Genomic DNA, 14,712 nt, shown 5'->3' on the forward strand with positions numbered 1-14,712 from the left:
CTGCTTTGCCGTATTATATTAATTAGATAATCATTGAGTGTATTGCGTTATTTAACATCTCTGCATTCGTATAGTAATCCAAAATACAGGTTGGAGGTATAGTGGCCGACAAGGAGTGTGCCACTATATTATTCAGAGGATATAGGCTGTATGCCCCTTCCCTCCCACCTGAAATGATGTGCTCAAGATAAACAGGCTTAGTTTGTATGGTAGGATAATTGAAGAAACACGGAGAGCCGTTTATCAATTTCTCAGGAGTAAGATCGGATATAGCCACGCCACTGTGAAGATAAAAATCGATAAACGCGAATTCTATCTGACGCATCTCATCAAGAACATCCATACAAATAAAATTATCGAAAACCATTTTCTGTGATTCGTTCATAGCCGTATTGCAAACCAGTTCATTTAAAAAAATATGTTCAGATAACTGACTTGGTATTTCAATAGTTGCGCGGAAATCACTGTGATAAAGACCTCCATTAATGCTAGACATACCGATACTAATCAGATGACCAATTTCATGAACCACCGTTTTTATTTCAGCGATTCCCAGTGGTTGATGAAATAAGGCAGATTTTAGATAAGTGGTTGATACAGAGCTATCAAAAATTTCGTCACAGGATATTGCTGTCACTGTACATTGTATTTGACATACTTGTATGACAAAACAAAATGAACGATCATTATGAGTTGATACACGAATAACATACCTATTCATCGACTCATGCTCAATACTAAAATGTGCCTGGCTATGCTTATTAAAGTAAGTGAAAATCAACCCGAGTATTTCAGACAAGTGAAAATTAAAACATGGCAACGATAGTCTATTTACTAGATTTTTCTGGTACATACGGAATGTGGCTGGATCAGTGAACTGTTTTACATCAATTCCAAAGTGATCACAAAGAGCTTTTAATGAACTTATAAGTTTATGATAATAGATTTCCAAAGTGTTCTTAACATTCTCAGGATCCTTATTGAAAAGATAATTACATTTATATGAAGCAAAATCTTTATACCCTAACCTTTGCACAAAATAATTTCTTGCTCCAACCATTTTATCTATAAGATAAAAAATTTTATTTAAAACTTCCTTATTCACATCATTAATCGAGTGTTTAACTTCATATGCTATATGTAGATTATCTATATTATTGCAATCGGAAAAAAATGATTTAAGGTGATGCTTATCTGTAGATATAAAATTCATACCACTAATATCAGACAGTAATTTATCAGTTAAAAACCTAATAATATTTTTCAGATTTTTAATTTCATTAAAAACATTAACATTACCATTATATATTCCATGCCCAATATAAATATCTTTGGCGAACCCCTCCCAATTTGGAATATGAATGACACAATCCGCTAATTTTTTCTCAAGTTGGCTGAATGTCAAGAAAAAATTATTATGAGATATCTGTTCAAGAATATATTTATCATGCAAAATAGCCATTTCTGAATGAATAGAATTTATGTTCTGCATGATAAACTCCAAAACCTATTAAAATCAATTTGTATACCATGACAACAATAAGATAATATCGGGAATAACTTCTTAAGATGTTCCCTTGCATCTTGGTATGTAAAAATGCCTTTCTTTTCTACACACCATATTATCTGTTCAAGTATGTCAGCGACAATAATGTTAGCCAAATTAGAGAATATATCTTCAGGAATTGAAATATCTTCAGTCTGAGATCTTAGTGTTACAACATCATCATTCTTTGATATATTATCATAATTTTTTACATAATGAACTTCCCCATAATAATAAATAAGTAGTTCAACATCTTTTCCAACAATTTGTCGTAATTGTTCTCTATCTTTATAACTTGCACCGGAGTTATTATATATTGAATTTTCATCATATATAGAATGTAACATTCCTGCATTACATACTGATTCTTCACAACCATATTTATTTAACAATTTAGCAGTATTAACCAAGTGTGACGAATGATGACGATCGTATATCTTGTCTTTATCAATTTGGTAAAACTTTTTAACTTTTGTCAATATGCTCATAAATCACCATAATTTTTATCATAAATAGAATCTATTTCTTCTTTATTTTTACTAAGTAAATCATCAAACATAGGAATATATTTCAGTAATAGAGCAACAACACATATTAGAAAACCACCAATAAGAAGTACAATAGAATAATTCCATTTTTCTATTATCATAGAGAAAAGGATGAAACCAAAAGGATTTCCTAACCCAATAAAAGCAGTATGAATGGTCTGTATTTTTACTCTATGTCTTTCAGGTATAGCAATGGAACGACTGGATTCTATACTGATATTATTCAGTACAACAGATACTCCAATTAAAAAAGCCAAAAGACACCATACAATATGGCTGATGAAGAAAGATAAACCGACCAAACATAATCCTATCATGAAAAATGAGAAAATAACGGTACGTACTTTACCGTATATTTTTTCAAAATAGGATTGGAAAAATACTGAAGCACAGATTGCACCAATAGCAGCACTCGCTTCTATTATTCCGATCACAATAGCACTTGAATGTTTTACTGACTCTACAAAATATGGAATAACAAGAGAAGAAAACGGAACCAGAATCATATTCACTAACAGTGATGAAAGGGCCCAATACGGCTCAAAACGATAACGAAAGAAAAGTCTTAGGCTGTTAAGTGCAGAAGAAGGATTATATTCCTTCTTCTGTAAGATCCCTATCCCCCGATTGTTTATTCCATATAAAATGTATACGGATAGGACAATTAACCCACATAACGTCCATGTCATATTAATTATCCCTATAACTTCATATCCTGCCATTCCTAAACCGATACCAAACACATTCAGAGACGCCTGCAACAAAAATGTCTTACGATATGCCTCATCAAGTTCATGTTTACTGACAATAAATGGGATATAAGCATTCACAACAGGAGAATAAAGAGCATCGATTAAGCCAAGTATAATACTAATGATGAAGAAAAAATATATTGACCCATCGTAACTAATGTTATAAAGGTAATATATTGTTAAAAAAAGAAATATAAGATTGAGTGCAACGAGAATTTTTTTCTTATCAAGATGGTCAAAAAGGTGTGACAGAACAAGCCCTGAAATAGTTCTTGAAAGAAAATAAACAAAAAGAAAATACGAAGACAATATTAGATGGTTACTCTTAATAAGACTTAAAGTGACCAGAGCTACAATTATTCGTGAACTCAAAATATATAATGCTTCCGAAGATCGTATTTTCCAAAAATCATCATTTAACTTCACTGGGAATAATCCTATTCATTTCTCGCTGATACTATCTTCGATAGCATGCCCGATTAAAAAAATTTTTCCATTTGTTCACTAAAAAATTAATAAACATGAGAAACTGATCACAAAATAATCAAAGCCATGAAAGACTGATCACAAAATAATTTTGTGATTACTATCAATATCCGTTTAAAAACCCAAGCACAACAACATGGCTGGCAACAATTAACCTGGTCATTGTAAATACTTTCAATCAGTAAGGGTTGTAGTTTTCACAATCCCTTCTATACTACTGTTTACTTTCTTGTCGGAGTGCCTAGCGTAAGCTGTTTTATCGCAGCATACACAGGCTGAGACCGTTAATTCGGGATCCGCGGAACCTGATCGGGTTAAGACCCGCGAAGGGAACAAGAGTAATCAATCGCTGTCGGCTCACTCGGTTTTCTTACCAAGAGTCCATCCAGCCACCAATTATTACTCCCTGCGAGCTCCAGACAAGCAACTTTCCCAATAACACTGTTAGGAATTTGCTATGTCTCATAATACTGTTATCCCTACAACCGATATCTCGCCAAAACCCAATCCGGCACGCCCACGTAAAGCACAACGCGATGCCGCTCAAGAATTTATTAATTCTATTCAAGGGGTGACATTCCCAAAGTCACGACGAATTTATCTTCAAGGTTCCCGTGACAATATCCAAGTTCCAATGCGTGAAATTCTGTTATCTCCCACGTTAATCGGTGGAACCAAAGAAGAACCTCAGTATGAGGAAAACGAAGCTATCCCGGTTTATGATACTTCCGGCGCTTATGGCGATCCTGATGCCAAATTGGATGTACATGTTGGATTAACTAAACTGCGTCAACAATGGATCAACGAACGCCAGGATGCTGAACCGGTGACTACCCTCAGTTCCGATTTTACCCAACAACGTCTGGCAGATGTCGGTCTCGACCATTTACGTTTCCATCATCGCCCTCACCCATTAAAAGCCCGTAAAGGCAAATGCGTTACTCAGCTACATTATGCCCGTAAAGGCATCATCACACCGGAAATGGAATTTATCGCACTACGGGAAAATATGGGCCGCGAACGTATCCGCGGTGATGTATTACACCAACAACATGCTGGTCAAAGTTTTGGTGCTCAATTGCCGGAAAACATTACGCCAGAATTTGTCCGCCAAGAGGTCGCCGCTGGCCGGGCAATCATTCCCGCCAATATCAATCATCCTGAATCAGAGCCGATGATTATTGGTCGCAATTTTCTGGTGAAGGTTAATGCCAATATCGGTAACTCTTCTGTAACGTCATCCATTGAAGAAGAAGTGGAAAAACTAATCTGGTCCACTCGTTGGGGAGCAGATACAGTAATGGATCTCTCTACTGGCCGTTATATCCACGAAACTCGCGAATGGATCTTACGTAACAGCCCGGTTCCTATCGGTACAGTCCCTATTTATCAGGCACTGGAGAAAGTCAATGGCGTAGCGGAAAATCTCACCTGGGAAATATTCCGTGATACCTTGTTGGAACAAGCAGAACAAGGGGTAGATTACTTCACCATTCATGCCGGTGTATTACTGCGCTATGTACCGATGACAGCCAAACGTCTCACTGGGATCGTTTCCCGTGGTGGCTCCATTATGGCGAAATGGTGTCTATCTCATCATCAAGAAAACTTCCTCTACCAACATTTCCGTGAAATATGTGAAATCTGTGCCACCTATGATGTTTCTCTATCATTGGGAGATGGCCTGCGCCCAGGTTCTATTCAAGATGCCAATGATGAAGCCCAGTTTGCAGAGTTACATACATTAGGTGAACTAACCAAAATTGCCTGGGAATATGATGTTCAGGTAATGATCGAAGGCCCCGGACATATCCCTATGCAAATGATCCGCCGCAATATGACGGAAGAATTGGAACATTGTCACGAGGCCCCTTTCTATACCCTTGGTCCACTGACGACAGATATTGCACCGGGTTATGACCATTTCACATCTGGTATCGGTGCCGCCATGATCGGCTGGTTTGGCTGCGCTATGCTCTGTTATGTCACACCAAAAGAACACCTCGGCTTGCCAAATAAAGAAGATGTTAAACAAGGGCTGATTACCTACAAGATTGCCGCCCATGCCGCCGATCTCGCCAAAGGTCATCCGGGGGCACAAATCCGCGACAATGCTATGTCCAAAGCGCGTTTTGAGTTTCGTTGGGAAGACCAGTTTAACCTGGCGCTCGATCCCGATACCGCACGGGCCTATCACGATGAAACCCTGCCACAAGCCTCCGGCAAGATTGCGCATTTTTGTTCCATGTGCGGGCCAAAATTCTGCTCGATGAAGATTTCTCAGGAAGTTCGCGATTATGCTGCCGGTATGGAACAGATGTCTGAAGAATTCCGCGCTCGCGGCAGCGAGTTATATCACAGTGCAGGAGGTGCATCCCATGAACAATCTGCCTAACTCGCCATTCGCCTCAACTGAATACAAATTGGGTCTGTATCCGGTCGTGAATTCGCTAGAGTGGATTTCCCGTTTGTTAAAAGCAGGCGTCACCACAATTCAGTTGAGAATTAAAGATCTGCCAGAAGCTCAGGTGGAAGAAGATATTCAGCAAGCCATTCTGCTCGGTCGTCAGTATAACGCTCGTTTATTTATCAACGACTACTGGCAACTAGCAATAAAGCATGGCGCTTACGGTGTTCATCTGGGACAAGAAGATTTAGTTACCGCTGATCTGAACGCCATCCAAAAAACAGGATTGCGGTTAGGAATTTCTACCCACGATGAACAAGAGCTGGCACGAGCAAAATCTCTGCGCCCGTCTTATATCGCTCTCGGCCATATTTTCCCAACCACGACTAAAGTGATGCCATCTTCCCCACAAGGACTGAAGGCACTGAAACGTCAGGTAGAAAACACACCAGATTATCCCACTGTCGCTATCGGGGGCATCTCTCTTGAACGCGTACCGGATGTCATTGCAACGGGAGTTGGCGGTGTGGCGCTGGTCAGTGCGATCACTCAAGCAAAAGATTGGCGTCAGGCAACGTCACAACTACTTCAACGGGTTGAAGGCATTGAGTCGAAGGTATTAAGAGGTTCTTATGCTGAATGATCAAGAATTTATGCGTTACAGCCGACAACTACTGTTGGAAGATATTGGCCCTGAAGGGCAGGAAAAACTGAAATCCAGCAGTGTACTGATTGTTGGTCTGGGGGGGTTAGGCGCTCCTGCATCTCTCTATCTGGCTGCTGCGGGTGTGGGAACAATTTATCTCGCTGATAATGATCAATTGCATATCTCCAATTTACAACGGCAAATACTCTACCGTACTGAAGATATCCCTTCCGCAAAAGTAGAGCTTGCAGCCAATCAACTCAATGCGCTAAATCCACTGATAAAAACAACAGTATTTAATCAACGTCAGGATGTGGAATCCCTGACAAAAATCGTGAAACAGGTCGATTTAGTTCTCGACTGCTGCGACAACATGGCAACCCGTCACGCTATCAATGCCGCTTGTGTGGCAGCGCGAAAACCATTAATCAGCGGTAGTGCGGTCGGATTCAGTGGCCAACTGATGGTGTTTGAACCCCCTTACCCTCACGGCTGCTATACCTGTCTCTACCCTGAGCAAGAAGAACCCCAGCGAAATTGCCGGACTGCGGGTGTATTAGGTCCAGTCGTTGGTGTTATCGGCACATTGCAGGCACTGGAAGCCATCAAAATGTTAACCGGGCTTCCCTCTCCATTAAGCGGCAAACTCCGGTTGTTTGATGGTAAACAACAAAGCTGGAGCACATTACAACTCAGCCAGTCACGGCAATGCCCAATTTGCGGGGATATAGCATGAAAATTACGGTAAACGACCAAACAATAGAGATTACCGCTCCTCTGGTTGTACAACAATTGCTGGAACAACTTGGGCAGATGCAACCGGGAACATCACTAGCCATTAACCAAACCATTATTCCGCGTTCTGAGTGGAATACGTATCCGGTTAATGATGGGGACAGTATCCTTTTATTTCAGGCGATTGCAGGAGGTTGATATGTTAAAAATCGCTGATACTACATTTAATTCCCGTCTGTTCACCGGTACCGGTAAATTTGCTAATTCAGATTTAATGATTCAAGCGATAAAAGCCTCTGGCAGTCAACTCGTCACTATGGCAATGAAACGCATTGATCTACAGCGAGGCAATGACGCTATTCTGACACCACTGCAAAAACTCGGTGTTAAATTACTGCCGAATACTTCTGGAGCAAAAACTGCCGAAGAAGCACTATTCGCTGCCCGTCTGGCCCGTGAAGCGCTGGCAACAAACTGGATAAAACTTGAGATCCATCCTGATGTGAAATACTTATTGCCAGACCCGGTCGAAACACTTAAAGGCGCTGAAATGTTGGTCAAAGACGGGTTCGTCGTTCTGCCATATTGCAGTGCTGATCCGGTTTTGTGTAAGCGTCTGGAAGAAGTGGGTTGTGCTGCGGTCATGCCTTTAGGCGCGCCAATTGGCTCTAATCAGGGACTACTCACCCGAGATTTCCTGCGAATCATTATTGAGCAAACACAAGTACCCGTCATTGTTGATGCAGGAATCGGCGCACCAAGCCATGCACTGGAAGCGATTGAACTAGGTGCGGATGCTGTATTAGTTAACACCGCTATTGCCGTTGCACGTAATCCAGTGAAAATGGCTCAAGCCTTCAGAGTGGCAATTGAAGCGGGTGAGCTATCCTATGAAGCTGGCCTGGCAAACCCAAAACAACATGCTGTTGCATCCAGCCCATTGACTGATTTTCTGGGGGTATTCTAATGACCAATAATCTTATGAATAATAGTTTCAGTCACCGCTGGCGACAATTAGATTGGGATGACATTACCCTACGCATTAATAGTAAAACTTCTCAGGAAGTTGAACAGGCATTGAGCAACAGCAAATTAAATTTAGATGATTTAATGGCACTCCTCTCACCAGCAGCGAAACCATACATAGAACCGCTGGCACAACGTGCACAAAAGCTGACTCGTCAACGTTTCGGTAATACCGTTGGTTTTTATGTACCACTTTACCTCTCCAATTTGTGTGCCAATGATTGCACTTATTGCGGGTTCTCAATGAGTAACCATATTAAACGCAAGACACTAAATAAAGATGAAATTATTGCAGAATGTCAGGCAATTAAAGCCCTGGGTTTTGACAATCTGCTATTAGTCACTGGAGAGCATCAAAACAAGGTAAGTATGGATTATTTCCGTCGTTATCTGCCACTTATCCGCGAACATTTCAGCTCAATAATGATGGAAGTCCAGCCCATGACACAGGAAGAGTACTCAGAATTAAAAACTTTGGGGCTAGATGGTGTGATGGTTTATCAGGAAACTTATCATGAACCAACTTACCTGTTGCATCATCTACGGGGTAGAAAACGGGATTTTCACTGGCGATTAGAAACACCCGATCGCCTTGGCCGTGCAAAAATCGATAAAATTGGTTTGGGAGCACTGATTGGTCTTTCTAATCATTGGCGGACAGACTGCTATATGGTGGCAGAACATTTATTCTTTCTGCAACGCACATACTGGCAGAGCCGTTACTCTATTTCATTCCCACGTTTGCGACCTTGTGCCGGAGGTATTGAACCTGCATCGCTGATAAGTGAAGCAGAACTGGTACAACTGATTTGCGCTTTTCGTCTATTTGCACCAGAGGTAGAACTTTCTATTTCTACTCGTGAATCCCCATTCTTCCGCGATCACGTCATACCGTTGGCAATCAACAATGTCAGTGCCGGTTCGAAAACTCAACCCGGTGGTTACGCAGATAATAGCCATGAAGAATTAGAGCAATTTACTCCGCATGATAACCGTTCTGTCTATCAGGTCGCGGACGCATTAATTAAAGCCGGGTTACAACCTATTTGGAAAGATTGGGATGGTTATTTAGGTCGATAATCTAATTTTCTTTCTTCTCAAATAATTCAATTTTAGATAAAAGCCTTTTACAGGCAATAACTTCAGGGAATAGATTTAGTATAAACAACTGTCTGGTACTGATACCAGACAGTCATATACCCGTCATCTTTCAAGTTGCCTCTTTGTTGGCTGCACTCACTCACCCCAGTCACATAGTTCTCTATGCTCCCGGGGATTCGCTCCCTTGCCGTCGCGATGCATCTTGAAATCCATTGGGTATATATAATAATTCCCCAGATCATGATTAACCATAAAATAATTTACATTTAAAATATCCCTCCTGAATATAAAATAAAATATTCCATCTCTATAAATATAACCAATATTGTAAAATTTATTTCAATCATTAATAGCCTATTGTAATAAGACCATTTTATACATAGTTTTTCCCGCCACACATATATATCCCTCACAAATATAAGAATATAAGAATATAAGAATATAAGAATTCAATTTATACCTATATCGAATAAAGAGAAAATACTATATTTAATGTATATGTCTGAGTATATCTAAATTTTTTATTATTTATTCTCTATTAATTTATACAAAGTATAATTCTTAATTAATAAAAAACACGATTGAATATTTCCCTGTCATTGATAAAGTGCACACCGAGCAATAAAATGCTTAATAAAAATCAAATTTATTACCATTCAAAGAGAACTAATATATGAATATAAAAGAAATCCTGGATAATATAGACTATTCTGGTCAGGTAAATTCAAATAAAGAATTGGTTAATGGTTCATTTAATGAAGGATATAAAGGCTGGATAATCCCAAACCCTGAAAAGATAAAAATCTTATCTGAGAATGGAATTAATTTTCTCAGAATCCAGAATGATCCTAGTTTTGAGGCCGTTTTTCAAATTATAGAAGGATTGGAACCCAACGTTAAATATAAACTGACAGGTAAAGCACGCCTATCAAAATGGAAGATATATGATGGTTCACTAGCTATTTTTGGTTTACACAATGATACACTCGGTCCTGTAACTTTTGTTACAGACACTCAGTATTTTAAAACCGGTACTGTAGAATTAAGTGCAGATGCAGAGGGGCTTCTGCGTGTTTTCTTGATAAAAACCCAAGTTGAGGACATATCAGCAGTAACCGCTGATTTTACTGGTTTCATTTTTGAGAAAGCTTAATATAGCTAGCTTTGATATCGTTTGACATCTTAATGCCTGAAGCTCACTACTCCGGGCATTTTAATAATGTAGTTTCAATACTACAGCCATAGATATTACCTCATTATTCACTCTACTTTTTCTCTCAATGTGACTAATATTTCAACATAACATTTCTGCAACAATGAACTTTGCCACGAGCAACAAATTATTAGCCTACAGAAACACCTATCATGATAAGCGCTTATAACTCATTTATTCTTTTATTAATTCATACAAATTACAACTCACCACCAACAAAAAATACAATTGAGTATTATCCCATTATTGATAAAGTGCCCCCCGAAAAACAAAGCGATTCAAGAAATTAAATTCATTTCTATTTATTTAAAAAGGACTAATATATGAACGTACAAGAAATCCTGAATAACGAAGACTATTCTGATAATAAGAAACACTCTTATAAAGAACTGGTTAATGGCTCATTCGAAGAGGGATATAACGGTTGGAGAATCCCCGCCCCTGAATCAGTAGAAATTTTATCTGAAAATGGCATTCACTTTATCAGAATTCAAAGTGTTACTGGTTCTGGCGTCATTGATCAAATTATAGAAGGATTGGAACCTAACACTAAATATAAGCTAATAGGTACAGCGCGCGTGTCAGCAGAATGGGCCTCATCCGCTTATTTTGGTTTACAGAGTCGCACCGATGGCCCTAACTCTTTTGCTGTAAACAGCACCAATTTTACAACTGGCTCAATAGAATTAAGCACAGACCAAGAAGGACTTTTACGCGTTTATTTATTGAAAGACCAAGTTGGCCATCGCCCAGATGGAGAAACCGCTGACTTTACCGGTTTTGTTTTAGAAAAAGCTTAAATATTTAACTTCAAAGTAGTTTGACATTAAAACACACCCGGAACAGGAAGCTCCGGGTGTTTTAATATTGGTTAAGAAAATAAAATCATAAATTAATATTTTGATTGAAATATAGTTCAATTATTTTAAAATAAATTCCCATCGAAATAATTTAGCCATCTCATTTATTTTTACATTAATTATCACAAAATTAATATTCAATCAAAAAACATGATTGAATATTTTTTCATTATTGATAAAGTGTTTGCAGGAAAAAATTATTAAGCAAAATTAAATTTGATTGTTATTCATTTAAAAGGACTAATATATGAATATAAAGAAAATGCTACATAGCGCAGATTATTCTGATACAAAAAACGCTAATAAAGAACTGGTCAATAGTTCATTTAACGAAGGATATCGTGGCTGGAGAATTCCAACCCCTGAAACTGTAGAAATTTTATCTGAGAATAGCATTAATTTCCTTAGCATCCAAAGCTATTCCAGCTCTGGTGTCATTGATCAAATTATAACAGGGTTGGAGCCGAACGTTAGATATAGACTGACAGGTACAGCACGCTTATCGACAAAACAAATACCACAAAGGGCTTTATCAGCTTATTTTGGTCTACAGAATCGCACATTTGGCCCCGAATCTTTTGTCGTAAATAACTTCAATTTTACGACCGGTTCAGTTGAATTAAATACAGATGAAGAAGGGCTTTTACGTGTTTACATGCTGAAAGACCAATTTGTAGGACTTCCAGAAGAAGCAACCGCTGACTTTACCGGTTTTATTTTAGAAAAGGCTTAAGCATTTGACTTTGATATATCACACCCGCAGCACATTGCTCCGGGTGTTTTAAAGCCTACCTCAATATACCCAATAGATTTCAAGATGCATCGCGACGGCAAAGGAGCGAATCCCCGGGAGCATAGATAACTATGTGACCGGGGTGAGTGAGTGCAGCCAACAAAGAGGCAACTTGAAAGATAACAGGTATAGACGTAATTCTTCGAAAATAGCCCTAACTAACTTAAATCATGCAATGGTTTTTTTATTGGCGGTGTAAGCCTGAAATCAGAAAACCGCACTTGTAATCCGTGCCGTTCTGGAGAACAACACATTGCGCCAATAAAGACGCGTTGTTTACCCTTAAAAAAAGGAGATAGTCTTAATAGTGGCCATAGTAAACCATCAATAGAATATTGAAGTCTTAAATACCCTTCTTCACAGGTCAGGCGTAACCAGAACTTATTGCAGTTACCGGGAAATATTCCCATAGACCAATCAGAATGATTACGTGTTAATACACTGCCAATCGTGGCCTGACCATCAGAATATTCAACCCCCCCCTTCAGCCAATGTTTTTCATCGACTAATAACATAACCCCCGCTTGATCATATAAATGTTCAAAACATCCTTCAATACAGAGTTGAAAGGTGAAATCATCCTCAATATAACGACCAAAAACATGACCATTATGACGTTCAAAACCATACCATGTTTGTTGCCAAAAGTCGGTTTTATGATCTGTGGTGACATCAAGCCAGTCGCTTCCACATTGCCAATCAGCTGGTTCATTAAGCCAATGATATTGTGACAAACTCATAGAAACTCCTTCTGTTATCTTCCGCTTGAATGAATAAATTTATATCCTGCAAGTAAGGAAACAGAGAGTAAAGCAACACAAGCAAAAGCACCATGTAATGTCACAATATGCGCTAATCCACCAATAATTGCAGGTCCCAGCAAGATCCCTGAATATCCCATAGTAGAAACTGCAGCAACTGCCAACGAGTCAGGCATAATTTTCTGTTGGCCAGAAGCGGTAAAAAGCATTGGAGCAATATTAGATAATCCTGCTCCAACCATTAAGAAAGAGAGTCCCAGTATTATTGCAGTTGATGCTGAGTAAATAAGGATAAATCCAAAAGTCGCTAATAAAGCACTACAGATAAAAATTCGTCTGTGTCCATAAAGGGCAATAATCCTATCACCCAAAAAGCGACCGGATGTCATAGCAATAGCAAAAAGGGTATAACCTACCCCAGCCTGATGGCTGCTAATATTATGCACGCTGGTTAATAATATACCGCTCCAATCCAGCATTGAGCCTTCCATAATATAAGCAACAAAACAGAGAAAGCCCAACAAAATAACGACTCCACGAGGTACAGCAAAGAATGGTGTATTTCCCGATTCTGCTTCGTTTAATAATCCACTCCATGCAGGCAGCAGCAACAGAATAATAAGCAACACCGCCATGATCATCACTTGAAAAGGTGATACTCCCAGAGACAATAATGCACTAACCGAGCCAGCACCGGCTATTCCCCCCAGACTGAACAACGCATGAAAACCAGACATGATTGGCCGCAGAGCCATTTTCTCAACCATGACAGCATGGATATTTACCACAACATCCATTGCACCAATGCCAGCACCAAAGATAAATAGAGCGCAAGCCAGCGTCAGCGGTGTCGGTAATACGCTTAGCCCTGGCAACATCAATAGCACCAACAAGGTACATAAAGTAAAAATTTGTCGGCATCCGAAACGTGCTGCTAGCATTCCAGCCATCGGCATCATAATGAAAGAACCAACACCGAATGCCAGCATCAATAACCCCATCGCACCATTATCAAGTTGCAGGCGTTCTTTAGCTAAAGGAATAAGGGGTGCCCAACTTGCAAGGCTAAAACCCGCAATAAAAAAAGCGGCACGGGTCGCCATGATGGGCTGTTTTACCAAAGAGACAATATTCTGATCAGACAACTCATGTTCCTTCTATGTAAATAAAAACGCCCTCCGATATAACTCACGGAGGGCATTAAATTACGCAAAATTAATCTTAAAAAATTGTGGAATATCTGTCAGCGCCCCAATAATACGGGTTGCTTGCTGATATTGCTCTGCAGCGGATAACGCATGAGGCCAGGCATATATATAGGGAATGCCTGCCTGTGTTGCTGCTGTAATCCCTAAATCGGTATCTTCAATCACTAATGTCTGATGAACATCCATAGATTTCAATTTCAACATAGCAAGATAAGGATCAGGATGAGGCTTCGTTCTCACAACATCGTCGCCAGAGATCAAAACCGGGCTTTCGCGCAGCTCTAACAATCCAAGATTAGCCAGACATACTTCCCGCGGCGCAGTAGAGACAAAACCAAAAGAGATATTATGCTGTTGTAACGCCGATATCAGCCCAGAAATTCCTGGACGAAGATAACTTTTAGACAGCTTATCCTTATAAACAGAGACAATTTGGGCAGTGATCTCTTTCTGCTGCTGAACTGGAACCCCAATATAATCCAGCGTTTCCTCTAAACTCAGACCAATAAGTTGCTGCGGTTGTACATGATGCGTGTAATCAGGTGCCAAAGCACAAAGAACATCAAAGTGCAGTTGTTCACTATCAACGATGACCCCATCAATATCAAAAATCACATTAAATTTATCCAT

The 14,712-nt window shown here is 39.4% G+C and carries 16 protein-coding genes and 1 riboswitch; of the genes, 10 read left to right on the top strand and 6 right to left on the bottom strand.

Annotated elements, in window-relative coordinates; all coding sequences use genetic code 11:
- Positions 1 to 22: 22 nt before the first annotated feature.
- Genes BDD30_RS19740 through BDD30_RS19750 form a run of 3 tightly spaced genes read right to left on the bottom strand, consistent with a single transcriptional unit; the run spans position 23 to position 3,272 of the window.
- Entirely contained in the window at positions 23 to 1,492 is a 1,470-nt protein-coding gene (locus tag BDD30_RS19740; RefSeq protein WP_041381493.1) for a gluzincin family metallopeptidase, read from the bottom strand.
- Positions 1,480 to 2,034, bottom strand: a complete 555-nt coding sequence (locus tag BDD30_RS19745; protein ID WP_012776587.1) for a DUF6817 domain-containing protein — start codon at positions 2,032 to 2,034, stop codon at positions 1,480 to 1,482. The genes BDD30_RS19740 and BDD30_RS19745 overlap by 13 nt, the downstream gene beginning before the upstream one ends.
- Positions 2,031 to 3,272 carry an MFS transporter gene (locus BDD30_RS19750; RefSeq protein WP_012776586.1) on the bottom strand — a complete coding sequence of 414 codons (1,242 nt, stop codon included), beginning with the start codon at positions 3,270 to 3,272 and terminating at the stop codon, positions 2,031 to 2,033. Before BDD30_RS19750 ends, BDD30_RS19745 begins: the two co-directional genes overlap by 4 nt.
- 283 nt (positions 3,273 to 3,555) lie before the next feature.
- Positions 3,556 to 3,681: riboswitch (TPP riboswitch) on the top strand.
- Positions 3,682 to 3,789: 108 nt separating this feature from the next.
- Between BDD30_RS19750 and thiC the strand changes: the two genes are divergently transcribed.
- From thiC to BDD30_RS24820, 10 genes are all read left to right on the top strand, one after another.
- On the top strand, positions 3,790 to 5,727 hold the full coding sequence (gene thiC, locus BDD30_RS19760) for a phosphomethylpyrimidine synthase ThiC (protein WP_012776585.1): 1,938 nt from the start codon (positions 3,790 to 3,792) through the stop codon (positions 5,725 to 5,727).
- A complete protein-coding gene (gene thiE, locus BDD30_RS19765; protein WP_012776584.1) occupies positions 5,711 to 6,382 on the top strand; it encodes a thiamine phosphate synthase in 672 nt (223 codons plus the stop codon). The genes thiC and thiE overlap by 17 nt, the downstream gene beginning before the upstream one ends.
- Positions 6,372 to 7,121 (top strand): HesA/MoeB/ThiF family protein, encoded by a 750-nt coding sequence (locus BDD30_RS19770; protein ID WP_012776583.1) that lies wholly within the window; start codon positions 6,372 to 6,374, stop codon positions 7,119 to 7,121. The genes thiE and BDD30_RS19770 overlap by 11 nt, the downstream gene beginning before the upstream one ends.
- Entirely contained in the window at positions 7,118 to 7,318 is a 201-nt protein-coding gene (gene thiS / locus BDD30_RS19775; protein WP_012776582.1) for a sulfur carrier protein ThiS, read from the top strand. The genes BDD30_RS19770 and thiS overlap by 4 nt, the downstream gene beginning before the upstream one ends.
- Position 7,319: 1 nt before the next feature.
- Complete coding sequence (locus BDD30_RS19780) at positions 7,320 to 8,087, top strand: thiazole synthase (RefSeq protein ID WP_012776581.1); 768 nt, start codon at positions 7,320 to 7,322, stop codon at positions 8,085 to 8,087.
- Between the two features lie 14 nt (positions 8,088 to 8,101).
- Positions 8,102 to 9,226, top strand: coding sequence for a 2-iminoacetate synthase ThiH (gene thiH, locus BDD30_RS19785; protein ID WP_012776580.1), 1,125 nt, complete (start codon positions 8,102 to 8,104; stop codon positions 9,224 to 9,226).
- 694 nt (positions 9,227 to 9,920) lie between these two features.
- Complete coding sequence (locus BDD30_RS19790) at positions 9,921 to 10,400, top strand: hypothetical protein (RefSeq protein ID WP_012776579.1); 480 nt, start codon at positions 9,921 to 9,923, stop codon at positions 10,398 to 10,400.
- 383 nt (positions 10,401 to 10,783) lie between these two features.
- A complete protein-coding gene (locus BDD30_RS19795) occupies positions 10,784 to 11,260 on the top strand; it encodes a carbohydrate binding domain-containing protein (RefSeq protein ID WP_012776578.1) in 477 nt (158 codons plus the stop codon).
- A 307-nt stretch (positions 11,261 to 11,567) separates the two neighbouring features.
- The gene (locus tag BDD30_RS19800; protein WP_012776577.1) at positions 11,568 to 12,053 is read left to right on the top strand and encodes a hypothetical protein; all 486 of its coding nucleotides are present in this window, start codon (positions 11,568 to 11,570) and stop codon (positions 12,051 to 12,053) included.
- Positions 12,054 to 12,186: 133 nt separating this feature from the next.
- Positions 12,187 to 12,312 carry a hypothetical protein gene (locus BDD30_RS24820; protein ID WP_282958057.1) on the top strand — a complete coding sequence of 42 codons (126 nt, stop codon included), beginning with the start codon at positions 12,187 to 12,189 and terminating at the stop codon, positions 12,310 to 12,312.
- On the opposite strand, the gene BDD30_RS19805 is transcribed toward BDD30_RS24820, so the two are convergent.
- From BDD30_RS19805 to BDD30_RS19815, 3 genes are read right to left on the bottom strand one after another with little or no spacing between them, the layout of a single operon-like run.
- Positions 12,272 to 12,853 carry a DUF1349 domain-containing protein gene (locus BDD30_RS19805; protein WP_012776576.1) on the bottom strand — a complete coding sequence of 194 codons (582 nt, stop codon included), beginning with the start codon at positions 12,851 to 12,853 and terminating at the stop codon, positions 12,272 to 12,274. The genes BDD30_RS24820 and BDD30_RS19805 overlap by 41 nt on opposite strands.
- 14 nt (positions 12,854 to 12,867) lie before the next feature.
- Positions 12,868 to 14,019: an MFS transporter gene (locus tag BDD30_RS19810; RefSeq protein ID WP_012776575.1), complete on the bottom strand. Its 1,152-nt coding sequence runs from the start codon at positions 14,017 to 14,019 to the stop codon at positions 12,868 to 12,870.
- A 60-nt stretch (positions 14,020 to 14,079) separates the two neighbouring features.
- On the bottom strand, positions 14,080 to 14,712 hold the full coding sequence (locus BDD30_RS19815; RefSeq protein WP_012776574.1) for an HAD family hydrolase: 633 nt from the start codon (positions 14,710 to 14,712) through the stop codon (positions 14,080 to 14,082).

This window comes from Photorhabdus asymbiotica, from assembly GCF_003634575.1.
Taxonomy (GTDB): domain Bacteria; phylum Pseudomonadota; class Gammaproteobacteria; order Enterobacterales; family Enterobacteriaceae; genus Photorhabdus; species Photorhabdus asymbiotica.